Raw genomic sequence first — 18,113 nt, 5'->3', positions numbered from 1 at the left:
CCCTGTTTTTTTCATGTGACAAATCACATCGCCGGTGATTTGTTATATCGTGACAATATTCGGTTCCTTGTTAAACTCGCGGTAATAATAATAAACCTGTGACTCCAGTCAGGAGCAAAGGTACCCTACCGAGGAGTAAGACATGGCGTTGAATTATGCTCAGTCTGCAGTGGAAATTGTCGCGTTGATTGGCGGCAATGACAATGTGATCAATGTCACACATTGCGCTACCCGATTACGTTTTATATTAAAAGATGGCGCGAAGGTTAATAAGGATCAATTAAAACGGGTTAAAGGGGTCATTACCGTTATTGAAGCGAGCGGTCAGCTTCAGGTGGTGATTGGCAATCACGTCGGCGACGCCTATCAGGAAGTGTTGAAGTTGGTCAGCGTTGATGAGAATGCGCCGGTCTCTGCCCCCAACGTCGGGCTGGTCAGCCGCCTGATGGATATCATCTCCAGCATCTTCGCGCCCTTCCTCTATCCGCTTGCCGCCTGCGGCGTGTTGCAGGGGATTTTATCGCTGGTCACCGCCCTTGGCTGGATGGATCAGGCCAGCGGCGCCTATCGCATTCTTAACTTCGTCTCCTGGACGGGCTTCACCTTTTTACCGGTGATGGTGGCCTTTACCGCCGCGAAGAAGTTCAACGTCAATCCTTTCACCGCGGTGATTGCCGCCTGCGCGCTGGTCAGCCCGGACTATATGAACATGCTGACCGCCAATAAAATCCTGCTGGCTAACTCGGCGGATCCGGCCCTGCAACAGCTGATGAAAGAGGCTGTCGGTAACCCGGAAATGGTGAAGATCCTGGCGGAGGTGGCGGGCGTGCCGGTTAACGCCGCGCCGCTGGATTTCTTCGGCATCCCGGTTAAGTACCTCAGTTATACCGCCTCGGTGATCCCGATCATCCTGATGGTGTGGATCATGTCCTATATCCAGCATTTCTTTGAACGCATCCTGCCGCTGGTGATCCGCAACCTGTTCACGCCGATGTTCTGCATCGCGATTATGGTGCCGTTGACGCTGCTGGCCTTCGGCCCGATTGGCAATGCGATTGGCGGCGCCATTGGTGGCGTTTATAACACCCTGTATTCCCTCAGTCCGGTGATTGCCGGCTTCGTTGTGGGCGCGGTGTGGATGCCGCTGGTGACGCTGGGCGTGCACTGGGGCATTACCCCGGTAACGGTCGGCAATTACGCCACGCTGGGCTATGACACCTTCACCGGCCTGCAGGCTTCAGCCGTGTTCGCCATGGCGGGCGCCACCTTTGGCGTCTGGCTGAAAACCCGCGATATGGAGATGAAGCGCGTTTCGCTTTCTGCCGGACTGACCGCGCTGTTCGGCATTACCGAACCGGCCTTGTATGGCGTGGCGCTCAGGCTGAAACGTCCAATGATTTGCGGCTGTCTGGCCGGCGCGATTGGCGGCTCGGTGGCGGGCTTCTTTAACGCCGTGTCGTGGAGCTATTGCCTGCCGGGCATCGCCGTGCTGCCGGTGTTCTTTAAAGAGGGCCATATGCCCCAGTTTATTGGCTTCATGATGTCGATAAGCATCGCCTTTGTGCTTGGCGTGGTATTTACCTGGTTTGCCGGGTTCAAGGAGCAGCCGGTGGTGGTTGACCCCGCGCAGCTGAAGCCAGCCAAAGCCTGATTCAACGGGCGGCGCTCGCCGCCCGACAGCATACATTTACCAAAAGGACGGGATTGATGAGCAAACATCAGCAGTTACCAGCAGATTTTCTGTGGGGAGGCGCGGTTGCCGCGCATCAGGTTGAAGGCGGTTGGGATCAGGGCGGCAAAGGCGTCAGCATTGCGGATGTACTCTCCGGCGGTGCGCATGGCGTCGATCGGGTGATGACCGACGGCGTGCTGGACGGCTACAGCTACCCGAATCATCAGGCCGTCGAGTTTTACTCGCACTATAAAGACGATATCGCCCTGTTTGCCGAGATGGGGTTCAAATGCTTCCGCACCTCGATTGCCTGGACGCGCATCTTCCCCAACGGCGACGAACAGCAGCCCAACGAGGCCGGTCTGCAATTTTATGACGACCTGTTTGATGAACTGCTTAAGCACAATATCGCACCGGTGATCACCCTTTCCCACTTTGAAATGCCTTATCACCTGGTAAAAGAGTACGGCGGCTGGCTGAATCGCAAAGTGGTGGATTTTTTTGTGCGTTTCAGTGAGGTGGTGCTGGAGCGCTACAAAAATAAAGTGAAGTACTGGATGACCTTTAACGAGATCAATAACCAGCGCAACTGGAAGTATCCGCTGTTGGGTTACTGCTGTTCAGGCGTGGTATTTACCGACCATCCCCAGCCTGAGCAGGCCATGTACCAGGTGCTGCATCACCAGTTTGTCGCCAGCGCCAAAGTGGTCAGCCTCGGTCACAAGATTAATCCCGATCTGCAGATAGGCTGCATGATTGCCATGGTGCCGCTCTATCCCTTCTCCTGCCATCCCGATGACGTGATGCTGGCGCAGGAAGCGATGCGCGAACGCTATCTGTTTGGCGATGTGCATATGCGCGGCTATTACCCGTCCTACATCCTCAACGAGTGGGCCCGCAAGGGATATCATATTGAGATGGAGAATGAAGATGAACAGGTGCTGCGTGAAGGCTGTGCGGATTATATCGGCCTGAGCTATTACATGAGCAACGCGGTGCAGGCCAACGCCGAAGGCACCGGCAGCGCGGTTTCAGGCTTTGAGGGCAGCGTGCCGAACCCGCATGTTAAGGCGTCTGACTGGGGCTGGCAGATTGATCCGGTGGGGCTGCGCTACTCACTGGCCGCGCTGTACGAGCGTTACCAGAAGCCGCTGTTTATTGTTGAAAACGGCTTTGGCGCCATCGATAAGCCGGAAGCCGATGGGCAGATCAACGATGACTATCGCATTGCCTATCTGAAAGCGCATATCGAACAGATGAAGCTGGCGGTGTTCTACGATGGCGTCGAGCTGATGGGCTACACGCCGTGGGGCTGCATTGACTGCGTGTCCTTTACTACCGGCCAGTACAGCAAACGTTACGGCTTTATCCATGTTGATAAAAACGACGACGGCAGCGGCACGCTGAAACGTTCGAAGAAGAAGAGCTTCGGCTGGTATCAGCAGGTGATTGCCAGCCAGGGTGAAATGCTCTGACGGTGAACTGCCGGGGTGGAACATTAGCGGTGCACCCCGGCCCTCAGTTAGCGCCCACCGGCGGCATCAATAAAGGTGCCGGTGATATAGGAGGCCTCATCGCTTAGCAGCCAGCAAATGGCCTGGGCGATCTCCTCAGGCTGACCGCCACGCTTCATCGGAATCGCCGACGCCACCCGATCAACCCGGCCTGGCTCGCCGCCGTCGGCATGCATCTCGGTGTAGATAAAGCCCGGCCGGACGCAGTTTACCCGGATACCTTGCGCCGCCACTTCCAGCGAAAGACCTTTAGTCAGCGTATCCATCGCCCCTTTCGACGCCGCGTAATCGACGTATTCGCCGGGCGCGCCCAAGCGGGAAGCTGCCGATGAGACGTTGACGATCGCACCGCCCTGCCCGCCATGATTCAGCGCCATGCGTTTTACCGCTTCGCGACAGCAGATAAAACAGCCGGTGACGTTGGTGGCAAATACCCGGTTGATGCGCTCTGCGGTCAGCTGCTCCAGCGTGGTCTGCTGAAAGAGAATGCCGGCATTGTTGACCAGCGCGGTCAGCGTGCCCGGTTGGCGGTCGATCAGCGCAAACATCGCTTCCACCTGCTGCTCTTGCGCAATATCCGCCTGCACGCTGAATGCCTGTCCGCCCTGCCGTGTGATTAACGTCACCACCTCTTCTGCCGCCGCCGCGTTCTGATGATAATTCACCGCAACCTGATATCCCCGCTGCGCCAGCAACAGCGACGTTTCTCTGCCGATGCCGCGTCCACCGCCGGTCACTAAAGCCGTTTTCATCACTTCACTCCCATAAAAAAGGGCACCTCATGTGCCCTTTCTACTGTAGCCAATTTGCCGGATAACTACTCGTATTCGCTCATCGGCACGCAGGAACAGAACAGATTACGGTCGCCGTAGACGTCATCAAGACGCTTCACGGTCGGCCAGTATTTGTTGTCGCTGCCTGCCGGGAACACCGCCAGCTCACGGGTGTACGGATGATCCCAGTCACCGACGATTTCCATCTGCGTGTGCGGCGCGTTGACCAGCGGGTTATCGTCGGCAGGCCATTCACCTGCCGCAACACGGTCGATTTCCATGCGGATCGCCAGCATCGCGTCAATAAAGCGGTCGAGCTCAATTTTGCTTTCAGATTCGGTCGGTTCAACCATCAGGGTTCCCGCCACCGGGAACGACATGGTCGGCGCATGGAAACCGTAGTCGATCAGGCGTTTGGCGATATCCAGCTCGCTGATCCCGGTCTGCTCTTTAAGCGGACGGATATCCAGAATACATTCGTGCGCGACGCGACCATCACGTCCGGTGTAAAGGATGGGATAGGCCGACTGCAGACGCGTGGCGATGTAGTTGGCATTGAGGATAGCCACAGAACTGGCCTGCTTCAGCCCTTCTGCACCCATCATGCGGATGTACATCCAGCTGATGGGCAGAATCGATGCGCTACCGAACGGGGCCGCAGAGACCGCGCCGTTCTGGGTTAACACACCATCAATCTGCACCACGCTGTGACCCGGCACAAACGGTGCCAGGTGCGCTTTCACGCCGATAGGTCCCATACCCGGACCGCCACCGCCGTGTGGGATACAGAAGGTTTTATGCAGGTTAAGGTGGGAAACGTCCGCGCCAATATAGCCAGGCGTGGTGATCCCCACCTGGGCATTCATGTTCGCGCCATCCAGATAAACCTGGCCGCCGAACTGGTGCACAATCTGACAGACTTCACGAATGGTTTCTTCGTAAACGCCGTGCGTCGACGGGTAGGTGACCATGATGCAGGAGAGTGCATCGCCGGTCTGCTCGGCCTTGACCCGCAGATCGTGCAGATCGATGTTGCCTTGTTTATCACAGGCGACCACCACCACCGACATGCCCGCCATCTGCGCAGAGGCCGGGTTCGTTCCGTGCGCGGAGCTTGGGATCAGGCAGATATTACGCCCGCCTTCGTTACGGCTTTCATGGTAGTGACGGATAGCCAGCAGGCCGGCATATTCACCCTGCGCACCCGAGTTTGGCTGCATGCACAGTGCGTCGTAACCGGTTAACTGAACCAGCCACTGGGAAAGCTGGCCAATCATCTGCAGGTAACCCGTTGCCTGGTCGGCCGGACAGAATGGGTGCAGCTCAGAGAACTCAGGCCAGGTGATGGGGATCATCTCGGCCGCCGCGTTCAACTTCATGGTGCAGGATCCCAGCGGGATCATCGCCTGGTTCAACGCCAGATCTTTACGCTCCAGGCTGTGCATATAACGCATCATCTCAGTCTCGCTGTGATGACGGTTAAACACCGGATGGGTCAGGATCGGATCCTTACGCAGCAGCGCAGCCGGCACCGACGTGCTTTCTGCCGCGACCGATGCATCCAGCGCATCAATATCCAGACCGTGATTTTCGCCCAGCAGAATCGAGAACAGCGCGACGACATCTTCACGCAGTGTGTTTTCAGCAAGCGTAATGCCGACGGCATTAAGAATATCGGTACGCAGATTCACGCCGAAGCTTAACGCACGATCCAGTACGGCCGCTTTATCACTGACTTCAACCGTCAGCGTATCGAACCAGCTGTGGTGACGCAGCGTCAGGCCGCCTTTTTGCAAACCGGCGGCAAGAATGTCGGTCAGACGATGAATACGGGAGGCAATGCGCTTCAGCCCTGCCGGTCCGTGGAACACCGCATACAGGCTGGCGATATTGGCCAGTAAGACCTGCGAAGTACAGATGTTGGAGTTCGCCTTCTCGCGGCGGATATGCTGCTCGCGGGTCTGCATCGCCATACGAAGCGCGGTATTGCCTGCGGCATCGCGCGAGACGCCGATAATGCGGCCTGGCATGGAGCGTTTGTGTTCATCACGGGCGGCGAAGAAGGCCGCGTGTGGACCGCCGTAGCCCATTGGCACGCCAAAGCGTTGCGCGGAACCAAAGACGATATCCGCACCGATTTTACCCGGCGCCTGCAACAGCACCAGGGTCATAAAGTCCGCCGCGACGCTGACGATCACCTTGCGGTTTTTCAGCTCGGCAATCAGATCGCTGTACTCATGCGCTTCACCGGTGGTGCCGACCTGCTGCAACAGCACACCGAACAGGTCCTGATGATCGAGCACCTTTTCGGCTTTATCGACCAGTACCTCAAAGCCGAAGGTTGCCGCACGGGTGCGCACCACGTCGAGGGTTTGCGGGTGAATATCGTCAGCCACAAAGAAGCGGTTGGCATTTTTCAGCTTGCTGACGCGTTTGGCCATCGCCATCGCTTCAGCAGCGGCGGTGGCTTCGTCCAGCAACGAGGCGGAAGCAATATCCAGACCGGTCAGGTCCAGCGTCAGCTGCTGGAAGTTCAGCAGCGCTTCAAGACGCCCCTGAGACACTTCCGGCTGATAAGGGGTGTAAGCGGTGTACCAGCCTGGGTTTTCCAGCATGTTGCGCAGGATAACCGGCGGCGTCAGCACCGGGGTATAGCCCATGCCGATATAGGATTTGTAACGCAGATTCTGACTGGCGATCGCCTTCAGCTCCGCAAGAGCCTGATGTTCAGTCAGGGCATCCCCCACCGCGGGAGGGCTCGGCAGCTGAATATCTGCCGGCACGATCGACGCGATCAGGTCATGGAGTGAGCTGGCACCGGTGGCATTGAGCATCGCAGCTTGCTGCTCCTGCGAAGGACCAATATGGCGCTCGATAAACGCGCCGGTGTGTTCAAGCTGGCTGAGAGTCTGAGTCATTAGCGGTAAATCCTGAATCGGGCATGGTAAGCAGAAGCGGGACGAATGGGCTCGTCCCGCAGGGCAATGATTTATTCGTCGATGCTGCCTTTGTAAGCATCGGCATCCAGCAGCGAATCCAGTTCAGATTCATTGCTGGCTTTGATTTTGAACAGCCAGCCTTCGGCGTACGGGGCGCTGTTGACCAGCTCCGGTTCGCCGTCCAGCGCGCTATTCACCTCGATAATTTCGCCGCTGATGGGCGCGTAAATATCCGACGCTGCTTTCACTGACTCGGCCACGGCGCAGTCGTCGCCCTGGCTGTAGGTGTTACCCACATCCGGCAGGTCAACAAACACCATATCGCCCAGCAGCTCCTGCGCGTGCTCGGTGATGCCTACGGTGTAAGTTCCGTCGGCTTCTTTGCGCACCCATTCGTGGCTGTCACGGTATTTCAGTTCATTTGGCACATTGCTCATCGCCAGGCTCTCCTGAGAGGTTATTGTTATCAGACGACCGGTTTACCGGCGCGTACAAAAATCGGTTTAGTGACCTTAACCGGCATTTCCCGGTTACGGATCTGCACGATAGCCTGCTCGCCAATGCCAGCAGGAACGCGTGCCAGGGCAATACTGCACCCTAAAGTCGGGGAGAAAGATCCGCTGGTGATCACACCTTCACGCAGATTGCCTTCGCCGTCGGTAAAGCGTACCGGCAGTTCATTACGCAGCACGCCTTTTTCAGTCATGATCAGGCCGACCAGCTGCTCGGTGCCTTTTTCACGCTGGGATTCCAGCGCTTCACGGCCGATAAAATTGCGGTCTTCCGGCAGCCACGCCACGGTCCAACCCATATTGGCGGCCAGCGGAGAGACGCCCTCGTCCATCTCCTGACCATACAGATTCATACCGGCTTCCAGACGCAGCGTATCGCGTGCGCCCAGGCCCGCAGGCTTCACGCCTGCCGCCAGCAGCTTCTGCCAGAAATCCGCCGCCTGCTCATTGGGCAGCGCAATCTCGTAGCCTGCTTCGCCGGTGTAACCGGTGGTGGCGATAAACAGCTCACCGGCCTGCACGCCAAAGAACGGCTTCATGCCGGCTACGGCCTGGCGCTGCGCTTCGTCAAACAGCGTCTGCGCCTTTTCCTGCGCCTGCGGACCCTGTACGGCAATCAGCGACAGGTCGTCACGCAGCGTCAGCTCAACGCCGAACGGTGTCGCGTGCTCGCCAATCCACGCCAGGTCTTTCTCACGGGTGGCAGAGTTAACCACCAGACGGAAGAAGTCCTCGGTCATAAAGTAAACAATCAGATCGTCAATTACGCCAGCCGATGCGTTAAGCATGCCGGTATAAAGGGCTTTGCCCGGAACCGTGAGTTTGGCAACGTCGTTGGCAAGCAGATAGCGCAGGAATTCCCGGGTGCGCGCACCTTTGAGATCGACAATGGTCATGTGGGAGACGTCAAACATGCCGGCATCAGTTCGGACCGCGTGGTGCTCATCCATCTGGGAGCCATAATGCAGCGGCATCATCCAGCCATGGAAATCCACCATGCGCGCACCGCAAGCCTGATGCTGTTCGAATAAGGGGGTCTGCTGAGTCATATCATTCCTGTGCTTTACAAGTTGTCATGCGCCTGGTCACAGCCTGTGACGACCGGAACGCAAACGATACCCTGGCTCTGAACTTACCACCGAATGCGGCCATTAACCATAAGTTAAACGGGGGTGAATCTTTTCAGTGCAGGGCGGAACGGCAACAGAGTTTCCAGCATTTTTCACCAGATTTCCGCGGCAAACCGCACATAAACGGCAATAAACCGGCAAAAAGTCAGTTTAAAAGTAAGGGTTTCAGGCGAAACAGATAAAAAATAACTTCAGGTTATCAATTTATCCATTATTAAAAGTAATGCGAAGTGTGCAGTAAAATTAGAATTTTTCAAACGATGGGCCAAAATGGGGCAGCCGTTGCACTCACCTGAAAAAGCGCTTCTGTGGGTAAATAAGTTGGTTTAAAGATTAGCAGCAACAGGGGAAAAGCAGAGGAGGGAAAACGTTCAGGGCAAGGTGAACTTCGCCCTGAACGGCATCGCAAGGTTACCGCAACCACTCGGGAAGATCGTTCAGCCCCATCGCCTGCTTCAGCAGACGTGGCTTCACGCCAGGCAGATTATCGGCCAGGCTCAGACCAATATCCCGCAGCAGCTTTTTCGCCGGGTTGTTGCCGTTAAACAGCTCACGGAAGCCCTGCATTCCGGCCAGCATCATCGCCGCACTGTGCTTACGGCTGCGCTCGTAGCGACGCAGATACAGGTGCTGTCCAATATCTTTGCCCTGCTGGTGCAGGCGCTTCACTTCGCCAATCAGTTCGGCGGCATCCATAAAGCCGAGGTTAACGCCCTGACCTGCAAGCGGATGAATGGTATGCGCGGCATCGCCGACCAATGCCAGACGGTGCGCGGCAAAGTTGCGGGCATAACGTCCCATCAGCGGAAAGCTTTTGCGCTCACTTTCCACCTTACACAGCCCCAGTCGCAGATCGAAGGCCACCGACAGCTGCTGATTGAAGAGATCTTCCGGCATCGACTGCAAACGTGTCGCTTCCTGCGGCGAAACCGACCAGACAATCGAGCACAGATGCGGATCGCTCAGCGGCAGGAACGCCAGAATGCCGTCGCCGTGGAAGACCTGACGGGCTACCGCGTCGTGCGGCTGCCCGGTGCGGATATTGGCCACCAGCGCATGGTGGTCGTAATCCCAGAACGCCATCGGAATATCCGCTTTGTTGCGCAGCCAGGAGTTGGCGCCATCGGCCGCCACCAGCAGACGGGCACTCATCATGCTGCCATCTTTCAGGGTGACAAAGGCTTCGTTGTCGCCAAAGGCCACCTGCTGGAGCTCTGCCGGTGCAATCAGCGTGATGTCGCTCAGCTCGCTGGCTTTCTTCCACAGCGCCTGATGAATAATCGGGTTCTCGATAATGTGGCCGAGGTGCGCCAGCCCTTGTTGACCATCGTCAAAAGCGATGTGACCAAAGCTGTCTCGGTCCCAGACTTCCATACCGTGATAGGCGCTGGCGCGTGCTGCCAGAATCGAGGTCCAGACATCAAGATGCTGCAGCAGACGTTCGCTGGCGGCGTTGATGGCGGACACCCGCAGCGCAGGCTGCTCAGCCACAGACGGTTCTGCGGCAGGTTCACGCTCCAGTACCGCGATTTTCATCCCGCTGCCCTGCAGGCCACAGGCGACCGCCAGTCCAACCATACCGCCGCCTGCGACGATAACATCATAGGTTTGCATTACTGCTTTCTCCTTAGCGCTCAACCCAGCCTAACGTGCGCTCGGCGAGCAAATTACGCACCAGCGGCAGCGAGTCCATCGCCATCAGGCCAAGACTCCTTCCTGCCACCAGCGGTGTATAGCGGTTAGCAAACAACCTGACCAGCGTGTCGGTAATGCCAATGGTCGCCGCGGCATCCGGCTGTCGGCGCTGCTGATAGCGCTGCAGCGTGGCATAACTTCCCACATCTTCGCCAGCGCGCCAGCTTGCCGCTACCGTTTCGGCAAGCGACATCACGTCACGCAGCCCTAAATTAAATCCCTGACCGGCGATCGGATGCAGCGTTTGCGCGGCATTGCCAACCAGCGCCAGCCGGTGTGAAACATGCTGAGAGGCAGCCTGCAGCTGCAGCGGATAGCTGTGACGCTGCCCGACCTGGGTAATGCGGCCTAAGCGCCAGCCAAACGCCTGCTGAAGCTGGTGAATAAACTGCCGATCGCTCCAGCCATCGATTCGGGCTTTATCGTCCAGCGGATGGCACCACACCAGCGAACTTCTGCCCGCAGACATCGGCAATAACGCTAACGGGCCATGCTCGGTAAAGCGCTCATAAGCCCGGCCCAGATGGGGTTGTTGAGTTGCCACGTTGGCGATTACCGCCACCTGTTGATAATCCTGCGACTGCCACTGCACGCCGCAGGACGCCGCCACCGAGGAGCGCGAGCCGTCGGCCGCCACCAGCAGCTGAGCCGGCAAGGTTTCGCCATTGCTGAGCGTCACCTGCACATCTTGCTGATTGCGCACCAGCCCGGTAACTTTTGCCGGGCAACATACGCGCACGCCGGGCGCCTTCTTCAGCAGCGTAAACAGCCGCTGGCCGATATCGTGCAGCTCAACCACCTGACCCAACGCAGAAATGCCATGGTCGGCAGCATCCAGCGAGACAAAACTGGCATGGCCGCGATCGCTGACGTGAACATGGGTGATGGCGGTGGCGCAATCCTTCAAGTACGGCCAAAGATTAATGGCCGCCAGCTGCTGACAGGTTCCCGCCGCCAGCGCAATCGCCCGGCCATCAAAACCAGGATGGGATAGGCTGGCGGGTTCGGTGGCTTCCACCAGCGTGACCGGCACCTGTCCCTGCGTCAGATGAGAAATGGCCAGCGCCAGCGTGGCTCCCGCCATTCCTCCGCCTGCAATTACGATGCTCATCAGGCTTTCGCTGCCGCCATCAACGCTTCGATCTCGTCCGCCTCTTTCACCACCGTCGCCGTCAGGTTTTCGTTACCTTCAGCGGTGATAATGATGTCGTCCTCGATGCGAATGCCGATGCCGCGATATTCGGCAGGCACATCCGCATCCGGCGCGATGTACAGACCCGGCTCGATGGTGATCACCATGCCTGGCTCAAGCGTGCGGTCGCGATCGTTGCCGTACACGCCGACGTCATGCACGTCCAGCCCCAGCCAGTGGCTCAGTCCGTGCATAAAGAACTGGCGATGGGCCTGCTCTTCGATCAGCGTATCGATATCGCCTTTCATCACGCCCAGCTTCACCAGCCCGGTCACCATGATGCGCACCACGACCGCATTCACTTCACGGATGCTGGTGCCGGGACGGAACAGTTCCAGCGAGGTGTTTAATGATTCCAGCACGATGTCGTAAATCGCGCGCTGAGGTGCGGTGAACTTGCCGTTGACCGGGAAGGTACGCGTGATATCGCCGGCATAGCCTTTCAGTTCACAACCGGCATCGATCAGCACCAGATCGCCATCGCGCATCTGGCACTCATTTTCGGTGTAGTGCAGGATGCAGCCGTTTTCACCGGCGCCAACAATGGTGTTGTAGGACGGGAAGCGTGCGCCATGCTGGTTGAATTCGTGCTGGATCTCACCTTCAAGCTGGTATTCATACATGCCAGGGCGGCATTTCTGCATGGCGCGCGTATGTGCCAGCGCGCTGATGCGGCCCGCTTCGCGCAACACAGCCTGCTCTTCCGCAGATTTAAACAGGCGCATTTCATGCACCACAGGACGCCAGTCGGTGATCGTAGCAGGCGCCGTCAGGTTCTGGCGCGAGCCGCGACGCAACTTGTCCAGCGCCGCGAAGACCAGCGAATCGGCCTCAGGGTAAAGTCCCTGCGCGTGATACACCACGTCCAGCCCGTTCAGCAGCAGCGGCAACTGCTCGCCGATATGGTCGTAAGGCAGCGCGCGATCGACAGAGAGCTTCTCGGGTGCGGCATCCTGGCCCAGACGGCGGCCAAACCAGATTTCTGCGGTCAGGTCACGCACGCGATTAAACAGCACGCTGTGATTGTGGCTCTCGTCGCTTTTGATGAGCACCAGCACGGCTTCGGGTTCGTTAAAGCCGGTGAAGTACCAGAAATCGCTGTTCTGGCGATAAGGATATTCACTGTCGTTGCTGCGCGTGGCTTCCGGCGCAGCGAAAATCACCGCGGCGCTGGCCGGCGCCATTTTGCTGAGCAATGCAGCGCGTCGACGTAAAAATTCTTGCTGGGTCATCAACTTCTCCTGAGTGTGCGCCCGCTTAGTGCAGGGTCGGTTTTTGTACTTCCACAGCGGTTGGCAGCACATGGGTGAAGGTATCGTGGCAGAGTAACGCCGCAACGCGAACGTACTCGATCACCTCTTCCAGTGACTGCTCAAGCTCTTCCTGATCTTCGTCTTCATCATAGCCAAGCTGAGCAATGGTGCGTAGATCGTCGATCGCTTCGCCGGTCTCGCCTTTCACCTTGTCCAGTTTAGGCTGGGAAACGCCCAAACCCAGCAGGAAGTGGTTCACCCAACCCGCCAGCGCATCGGCGCGATCGAACACGGTGATGTCATCATCTTCTGGCAGATAGAGCTGGAACAGGAAGCCCTCTTCCGCAAGCGTATTTCCGATGGCTTCATGCAGCTGTTGCAGCGGCAAGGCCAGCGACTGGGAAAACGCCATGCCTTCGTTGGTCAGCTCATGAACCAGGGTTTGCCAGCTGCTGTCCTGCGTGCCGCCACAGATCATCCCGCTGAGTAAACCGTGCATTTCGGCAGGTGTCATCCCTACGCCCTGCTGCGTCAGTGCTGAAGCCAGCGCATCATAGCCCGGCATTGTGTTTGATAGTGACATACGTTTTGGTCATCGTTGGCTGGATAAGTTCGTGTTATGCTACCACCAGGTGCCTCAACGATTCCAGAAAAGGGGTTGTTTCTTCTATAAGGCGTAGTTATAGTTGCGCCCCTCCCAACCCATTGAGCGGTAAGGGAGATTGGCGGCGAAGTAATCAGTCAGGATGGTGGCATGTCTGCTCAACCCGTAGATATTCAAATTTTTGGTCGTTCGTTAAGAGTAAATTGTCCGCCTGAACAGCAAGATGCGCTGAATATGGCTGCCGAAGACCTTAATCAACGGTTGCAAGATTTAAAAGTTCGCACTAGAGTCACTAACACAGAGCAGCTGGTATTTATCGCTGCACTCAATATTTGCCATGAGCTGGCTGCGGAGAAATTGAAAACCCGCGACTATGCCAGTAACATGGAGCAGCGCATCCGGATGCTGCAACAGACCATTGAACAGGCGTTGCTTGAACAGGGTCGCATTACGGACCGGACCGGCAGTAAGTTCGAATAACACCTCATCGTTATCTGTGTTAGAGTGACGGTGAAGTACAAAATTTCTCTGAGATGTTTGCAAGCGGGCCAGTCCCCTGAGCCGATATTTAATACCATCAGAGTCTGACGCTCTGTAACCTGTGTGCAAGCTCGGTTCGTCCGAGAAGCCTGATGGTTACGACGGCAGTCTCACCTTGAACCAAGGGTTCAAGGGTTACAGCCTGCGGCGGCATCTCGGAGATTCCACTTCTTTACAGTAGTTCCTTTCTGGTACGTTCCTGTCCAACACCCAGCGTGTGATTTCTGAGTTTACCCCTGTCCAGTCTTACTACACGGTGAGCTATGAACCTGAATCTTCTCGATCGCCAGGATATCCGCACCCATGTTCGTCACCTCCGTCGGGCGCTGACACCCGAGCAGCAACAGCTCGCCGCCGTGCAAGCCGCCGAACGCGCGCTTAATTTTGCTCCGATACAACAAGCCAAAAAAATCGCCCTGTTTCTCTCTTTCGACGGTGAGCTGAATACCCGTCCGCTGATTGCCAAACTCTGGCAGCACAAGCAACAGGTGTACCTGCCGGTGCTCCATCCGTTCTCCGAAGGCCAGCTGTTGTTTATTCGTTATGACGAGCACACGACGCTTACACCCAACCGGCTGCGTATTCCTGAGCCGCCGTTGGATATCCGCAATCTGGCCACGCTTAGCGAGCTGGATGTGCTGTTGGTGCCGTTAGTGGCCTTTGATAAGCAGGGACAACGGCTGGGGATGGGCGGGGGTTTTTACGACCGCACGCTGCAAAATTGGCAGCAGCACGGATTTTTACCCGTCGGTCTTGGGCATGATTGCCAGCGGGTTGATGATCTGCCCGTTGCAGAGTGGGATGTGCCGCTCCCGGCGATGATCACGCCGTCGAAAATCTGGCAGTGGTAAGGCTGAATCGCTATAAAAAAAAGCCCCGGGCAATTGCCGGGGCTTTTTTTAGGGTGATTACTGGAGCGGGCGTTAACCCGCCAGCTTAATCAGTACAGCAGACGAGCACGGATGGTGCCCGGAATGGCTTTCATCAGCTGCAGCGCTTTGTCCGCCACATCCTGCGGTGCATCGACATCAATCACCACATAACCCATCTGTGGGGTAGTTTGCAGGTACTGTGCGGCGATGTTGACGCCCTGGTCTGCAAAGATGTTGTTGATTGCGGTCAGCACGCCGGGACGGTTCTCGTGGATGTGCAGCAAACGGCTCTGGTCGCCATGCATCGGCAGAGAGACTTCCGGGAAGTTAACCGCAGACAGCGTTGAACCGTTATCCGAGTACTTAGCCAGCTTGCCGGCCACTTCGATACCGATATTTTCCTGCGCTTCCTGCGTTGATCCACCGATGTGTGGCGTCAGGATCACGTTATCAAACTCGCACAGCGGCGACAGGAACGGATCGCTGTTGGTCGCAGGTTCTTCCGGGAACACGTCAATTGCCGCGCCCGCCAGATGCTTGTCCGCCAGCACTTTACACAGGGCAGGAATATCGACCACGGTGCCGCGTGAGGCGTTAATCAGCAGTGAGCCTGGCTTCATCATCGCCAGCTCTTCTGCGCCCATCATGTTCTGCGTTGAGAGCGTCTCTGGTACATGCAGGCTGACGACATCACTCATATTCAGCAGGTCAGACAGATGGCGAACCTGCGTGGCGTTACCCAGCGGCAGCTTGCTCTCGATATCATAGAAGAACACGTGCATACCCAGGCTTTCCGCCAGCACGCCCAGCTGCATGCCGATATGGCCGTAGCCGATGATGCCCAGCTTCTTACCACGGGCTTCAAAAGAACCCACGGCCAGTTTGTTCCAGATGCCACGGTGTGCTTTGGCGTTCGCGGCAGGCACGCCGCGCAGCATTAACAGCAGCTCGCCGATGACCAGCTCAGCAACGGATCGGGTATTGGAGAAAGGTGCATTAAATACCGGGATGCCACGGCTGCCAGCAGCAGTCAGATCAACCTGGTTGGTTCCGATACAGAAGCAGCCTACCGCCACCAGTTTTTCCGCCGCAGCGAAAATGTCTTCGGTGAGGTTGGTGCGCGAGCGGATACCGATAAAGTGCGCGTCGCGAATGGACTCTTTCAGAGCGTCGCTGTCCAGCGCGCCTTTATGAAATTCGATGTTGGTGTACCCTGATGCGCGCAAATTCTCGACCGCGCTCTGGTGGACGCCTTCCACCAACAGGAACTTAATCTTGTCTTTCTCCAGTGATACTTTTGCCATTTCCCGACCCTATTTTTGCGACTTCAGAAGTGCCAGCTTACCCCTATCTACATCCGGGTATAAGATAGCCTTCTGCCAAAATATCAAAATTTACGGCTGCGGCAATACAAACGATTGCCTGGATGCCAGCACGGCTAACAGGCAAGGCAGCACAATTTGGCAGATAATCGGGGAATGGTGAAAAGGATTAGCAGGATACGCCTGCGCATGAAAGTTATGTGACATAAGTCACCAAATTTCATCGGGTTCAGAAAAGATGTTTTTTATCAGAAAATAACCGACGCCGGGGCGGCGCCGGTAAGATCATTTTACTATGGTCTTCACACCGTTGGCGGTACCAATCAGCGCAACGTCGGCACAGCGTGCAGCAAACAGCCCCACCGTGACCACGCCTGGCAGCGCATTAATCGCTTTCTCCAGCGCAATCGGGTCAAGAATTTTCAGATTATGCACGTCGAGAATAATGTTGCCGTTATCGGTCAGCACATGCTGACGGTATTCCGGCAGGCCGCCCAGCTTCACCAGTTCACGCGCCACAAAACTGCGGGCCATCGGGATCACTTCCACCGGCAGCGGGAAACCGCCCAACACATCAACCTGTTTAGACTCATCCGCGATACAGACAAACTTATCCGCCACCGCAGAGATGATTTTCTCCCGCGTCAGCGCCGCGCCACCGCCTTTGATCATCTGCATCATGCCGTTGATCTCATCAGCGCCATCGACGTAGACCGACAGGGAATCAATTTCGTTGAGGTCGAACACCTGAATACCCAGGCTTTTCAGCTTCTCTGTTGAAGCCTCAGAGCTGGAGACCGCACCGTCAATCTGGTGTTTGATCGAGCCCAATGCATCGATAAAGTGAGCGGCCGTGGAACCCGTTCCCACACCGACAATGGTGCCCGGGGTAACGTAGTCCAGCGCTGCCCAACCTACGGCCTTTTTCAGTTCATCCTGTGTCATGGTAAGTTTAGATTCCGTACAGCTACAGTGTGGCGCTAGTATAAAACAACCCGATGGAAATGACTGCCTTCACGCGGGCTTTGTTGGCACTTTGGAAGCCAGGCCACAAACCTGAAGCGGGATAATGTCGCCTTTGCCCAGGGCAAAGTGACAAAAATATGGCATAGTGCAGTTTCCACACCTGAAAGAGAGTTATCACCCACTATGAAACGCCCGGATTATCGCACGCTTCAGGCGCTGGATGCAGTGATTCGCGAGCGCGGCTTCGAACGCGCAGCACAAAAGCTTTGCATTACCCAGTCGGCAGTCTCACAACGAATCAAGCAGTTGGAGAACATGTTCGGCCAGCCGCTGCTGGTGCGTACCGTGCCGCCACGCCCAACCGAGCAAGGGCAAAAGCTGCTGGCGTTACTGCACCAGGTTGAACTGCTGGAAGAGGAGTGGCTGGGCGATGAGAACAGCGGCACCACGCCATTGCTGCTGTCGCTGGCAATAAACGCCGACAGTCTGGCAACCTGGCTGCTGCCCGCGCTGAAAACCGTATTAACCGACTCTCCGGTGCGTCTGAACCTGCAGGTGGAAGATGAAAGCCGCACGCAGGAACGCCTGCGTCGTGGCGAAGTGGTTGGGGCAGTGAGTATTCAACCTCAGCCTCTGCCAAGCTGCCTGGTGGATCAGCTCGGCGCGCTGGATTATCTGTTTGTCGGCTCGAAGGAATTTGCCGCGCGTTATTTCCCGAATGGCGTGACCCGCTCTGCCCTGCTGAAAGCGCCCGCGGTGGCCTTCGACCATCTGGATGATATGCATCAGGCCTTTTTACAGCAGAACTTTGACCTGTCGCCGGGCAGCGTGCCCTGCCATATCGTTAACTCGTCGGAAGCGTTTGTGCAGCTGGCGCGTCAGGGCACCACCTGCTGTATGATCCCGCACCTGCAGATTGAGCGCGAGCTGGCAGAAGGCGAGCTGATTGACTTAACGCCGGGCCTGTTCCAGCGCCGGATGCTTTACTGGCACCGCTTCGCGCCAGAAAGCCGCCTGATGCGCAAGGTCACCGATGCGTTGATCGCTCACGGCCATCGCGTCCTGCGTCAGCCGGAATAGGCCATAAAAAAAGGCTCCCGTTGGGAGCCCTGAATGCAGCCTGCACCGG

General features: G+C 56.9%; 15 protein-coding genes and 1 other RNA gene. 6 read left to right on the top strand and 10 right to left on the bottom strand.

Annotation, left to right across the window (positions count from 1 at the left end; translation table 11 throughout):
• Positions 1 to 142 precede the first annotated feature (142 nt).
• Positions 143 to 1,651: a PTS transporter subunit EIIC gene (locus AC0IXH_RS22510; protein WP_471721047.1), complete on the top strand. Its 1,509-nt coding sequence runs from the start codon at positions 143 to 145 to the stop codon at positions 1,649 to 1,651.
• Between the two features lie 56 nt (positions 1,652 to 1,707).
• The gene (locus tag AC0IXH_RS22505) at positions 1,708 to 3,147 is read left to right on the top strand and encodes a 6-phospho-beta-glucosidase (RefSeq protein WP_471721046.1); all 1,440 of its coding nucleotides are present in this window, start codon (positions 1,708 to 1,710) and stop codon (positions 3,145 to 3,147) included.
• A 47-nt stretch (positions 3,148 to 3,194) separates the two neighbouring features.
• Here the strand turns inward: AC0IXH_RS22505 and AC0IXH_RS22500 are convergent, their stop codons facing one another.
• From AC0IXH_RS22500 to AC0IXH_RS22465, 8 genes are all read right to left on the bottom strand, one after another.
• Positions 3,195 to 3,938: an SDR family oxidoreductase gene (locus tag AC0IXH_RS22500; protein WP_346567081.1), complete on the bottom strand. Its 744-nt coding sequence runs from the start codon at positions 3,936 to 3,938 to the stop codon at positions 3,195 to 3,197.
• Positions 3,939 to 4,003: 65 nt separating this feature from the next.
• Entirely contained in the window at positions 4,004 to 6,877 is a 2,874-nt protein-coding gene (gcvP, locus tag AC0IXH_RS22495) for an aminomethyl-transferring glycine dehydrogenase (protein ID WP_346567082.1), read from the bottom strand.
• 71 nt (positions 6,878 to 6,948) lie between these two features.
• Positions 6,949 to 7,335, bottom strand: a complete 387-nt coding sequence (gene gcvH / locus AC0IXH_RS22490) for a glycine cleavage system protein GcvH (RefSeq protein WP_013203656.1) — start codon at positions 7,333 to 7,335, stop codon at positions 6,949 to 6,951.
• A 29-nt stretch (positions 7,336 to 7,364) separates the two neighbouring features.
• Complete coding sequence (gene gcvT / locus AC0IXH_RS22485) at positions 7,365 to 8,459, bottom strand: glycine cleavage system aminomethyltransferase GcvT (RefSeq protein ID WP_265908553.1); 1,095 nt, start codon at positions 8,457 to 8,459, stop codon at positions 7,365 to 7,367.
• 492 nt (positions 8,460 to 8,951) lie between these two features.
• Complete coding sequence (ubiI, locus tag AC0IXH_RS22480; RefSeq protein ID WP_471721045.1) at positions 8,952 to 10,154, bottom strand: FAD-dependent 2-octaprenylphenol hydroxylase; 1,203 nt, start codon at positions 10,152 to 10,154, stop codon at positions 8,952 to 8,954.
• A 13-nt stretch (positions 10,155 to 10,167) separates the two neighbouring features.
• The gene (gene ubiH / locus AC0IXH_RS22475; protein ID WP_471721044.1) at positions 10,168 to 11,346 is read right to left on the bottom strand and encodes a 2-octaprenyl-6-methoxyphenyl hydroxylase; all 1,179 of its coding nucleotides are present in this window, start codon (positions 11,344 to 11,346) and stop codon (positions 10,168 to 10,170) included.
• The gene (pepP, locus tag AC0IXH_RS22470; RefSeq protein ID WP_346595749.1) at positions 11,346 to 12,659 is read right to left on the bottom strand and encodes a Xaa-Pro aminopeptidase; all 1,314 of its coding nucleotides are present in this window, start codon (positions 12,657 to 12,659) and stop codon (positions 11,346 to 11,348) included. Before pepP ends, ubiH begins: the two co-directional genes overlap by 1 nt.
• Positions 12,660 to 12,684: 25 nt before the next feature.
• Positions 12,685 to 13,263, bottom strand: a complete 579-nt coding sequence (locus AC0IXH_RS22465) for a YecA/YgfB family protein (RefSeq protein ID WP_013203661.1) — start codon at positions 13,261 to 13,263, stop codon at positions 12,685 to 12,687.
• Between the two features lie 171 nt (positions 13,264 to 13,434).
• On the opposite strand from AC0IXH_RS22465, the gene zapA reads away from it, so the two are divergent.
• From zapA to AC0IXH_RS22450, 3 genes are all read left to right on the top strand, one after another.
• Positions 13,435 to 13,764 carry a cell division protein ZapA gene (zapA, locus tag AC0IXH_RS22460; RefSeq protein ID WP_013203662.1) on the top strand — a complete coding sequence of 110 codons (330 nt, stop codon included), beginning with the start codon at positions 13,435 to 13,437 and terminating at the stop codon, positions 13,762 to 13,764.
• A gap of 42 nt (positions 13,765 to 13,806) precedes the next feature.
• A non-coding RNA gene (gene ssrS / locus AC0IXH_RS22455) (6S RNA) lies at positions 13,807 to 13,990 on the top strand.
• A gap of 97 nt (positions 13,991 to 14,087) precedes the next feature.
• Positions 14,088 to 14,675, top strand: coding sequence for a 5-formyltetrahydrofolate cyclo-ligase (locus tag AC0IXH_RS22450; protein WP_013203663.1), 588 nt, complete (start codon positions 14,088 to 14,090; stop codon positions 14,673 to 14,675).
• An 89-nt stretch (positions 14,676 to 14,764) separates the two neighbouring features.
• On the opposite strand, the gene serA is transcribed toward AC0IXH_RS22450, so the two are convergent.
• Together serA and rpiA are read right to left on the bottom strand one after the other, a co-directional pair.
• The gene (gene serA, locus AC0IXH_RS22445; RefSeq protein ID WP_013203664.1) at positions 14,765 to 16,000 is read right to left on the bottom strand and encodes a phosphoglycerate dehydrogenase; all 1,236 of its coding nucleotides are present in this window, start codon (positions 15,998 to 16,000) and stop codon (positions 14,765 to 14,767) included.
• Positions 16,001 to 16,303: 303 nt separating this feature from the next.
• The gene (gene rpiA / locus AC0IXH_RS22440; protein WP_013203666.1) at positions 16,304 to 16,963 is read right to left on the bottom strand and encodes a ribose-5-phosphate isomerase RpiA; all 660 of its coding nucleotides are present in this window, start codon (positions 16,961 to 16,963) and stop codon (positions 16,304 to 16,306) included.
• A gap of 204 nt (positions 16,964 to 17,167) precedes the next feature.
• Between rpiA and AC0IXH_RS22435 the strand changes: the two genes are divergently transcribed.
• Positions 17,168 to 18,064 carry a LysR family transcriptional regulator ArgP gene (locus AC0IXH_RS22435; RefSeq protein ID WP_013203667.1) on the top strand — a complete coding sequence of 299 codons (897 nt, stop codon included), beginning with the start codon at positions 17,168 to 17,170 and terminating at the stop codon, positions 18,062 to 18,064.
• Positions 18,065 to 18,113 lie beyond the last annotated feature (49 nt).

The sequence above is a fragment of the Erwinia sp. AC075 genome, from assembly GCF_979253995.1.
Note: the sequence above shows the minus strand (reverse complement) of the source record. Positions and strands in the feature narration are given on the sequence as shown.

Excerpts from the sequence above, each read along its gene's own strand:
- ubiI (WP_471721045.1), bottom strand. The coding sequence starts at position 10,154 with ATGCAAACCTATGATGTTATCGTCGCAGGCGGCGGTATGGTTGGACTG.
- AC0IXH_RS22505 (WP_471721046.1), top strand. The coding sequence starts at position 1,708 with ATGAGCAAACATCAGCAGTTACCAGCAGATTTTCTGTGGGGAGGCGCG.
- AC0IXH_RS22465 (WP_013203661.1), bottom strand. The coding sequence starts at position 13,263 with ATGTCACTATCAAACACAATGCCGGGCTATGATGCGCTGGCTTCAGCA.
- AC0IXH_RS22435 (WP_013203667.1), top strand. The coding sequence starts at position 17,168 with ATGAAACGCCCGGATTATCGCACGCTTCAGGCGCTGGATGCAGTGATT.
- zapA (WP_013203662.1), top strand. The coding sequence starts at position 13,435 with ATGTCTGCTCAACCCGTAGATATTCAAATTTTTGGTCGTTCGTTAAGA.
- gcvP (WP_346567082.1), bottom strand. The coding sequence starts at position 6,877 with ATGACTCAGACTCTCAGCCAGCTTGAACACACCGGCGCGTTTATCGAG.
- gcvT (WP_265908553.1), bottom strand. The coding sequence starts at position 8,459 with ATGACTCAGCAGACCCCCTTATTCGAACAGCATCAGGCTTGCGGTGCG.
- rpiA (WP_013203666.1), bottom strand. The coding sequence starts at position 16,963 with ATGACACAGGATGAACTGAAAAAGGCCGTAGGTTGGGCAGCGCTGGAC.
- AC0IXH_RS22500 (WP_346567081.1), bottom strand. The coding sequence starts at position 3,938 with ATGAAAACGGCTTTAGTGACCGGCGGTGGACGCGGCATCGGCAGAGAA.
- AC0IXH_RS22510 (WP_471721047.1), top strand. The coding sequence starts at position 143 with ATGGCGTTGAATTATGCTCAGTCTGCAGTGGAAATTGTCGCGTTGATT.
- gcvH (WP_013203656.1), bottom strand. The coding sequence starts at position 7,335 with ATGAGCAATGTGCCAAATGAACTGAAATACCGTGACAGCCACGAATGG.
- pepP (WP_346595749.1), bottom strand. The coding sequence starts at position 12,659 with ATGACCCAGCAAGAATTTTTACGTCGACGCGCTGCATTGCTCAGCAAA.
- ubiH (WP_471721044.1), bottom strand. The coding sequence starts at position 11,346 with ATGAGCATCGTAATTGCAGGCGGAGGAATGGCGGGAGCCACGCTGGCG.
- AC0IXH_RS22450 (WP_013203663.1), top strand. The coding sequence starts at position 14,088 with ATGAACCTGAATCTTCTCGATCGCCAGGATATCCGCACCCATGTTCGT.
- serA (WP_013203664.1), bottom strand. The coding sequence starts at position 16,000 with ATGGCAAAAGTATCACTGGAGAAAGACAAGATTAAGTTCCTGTTGGTG.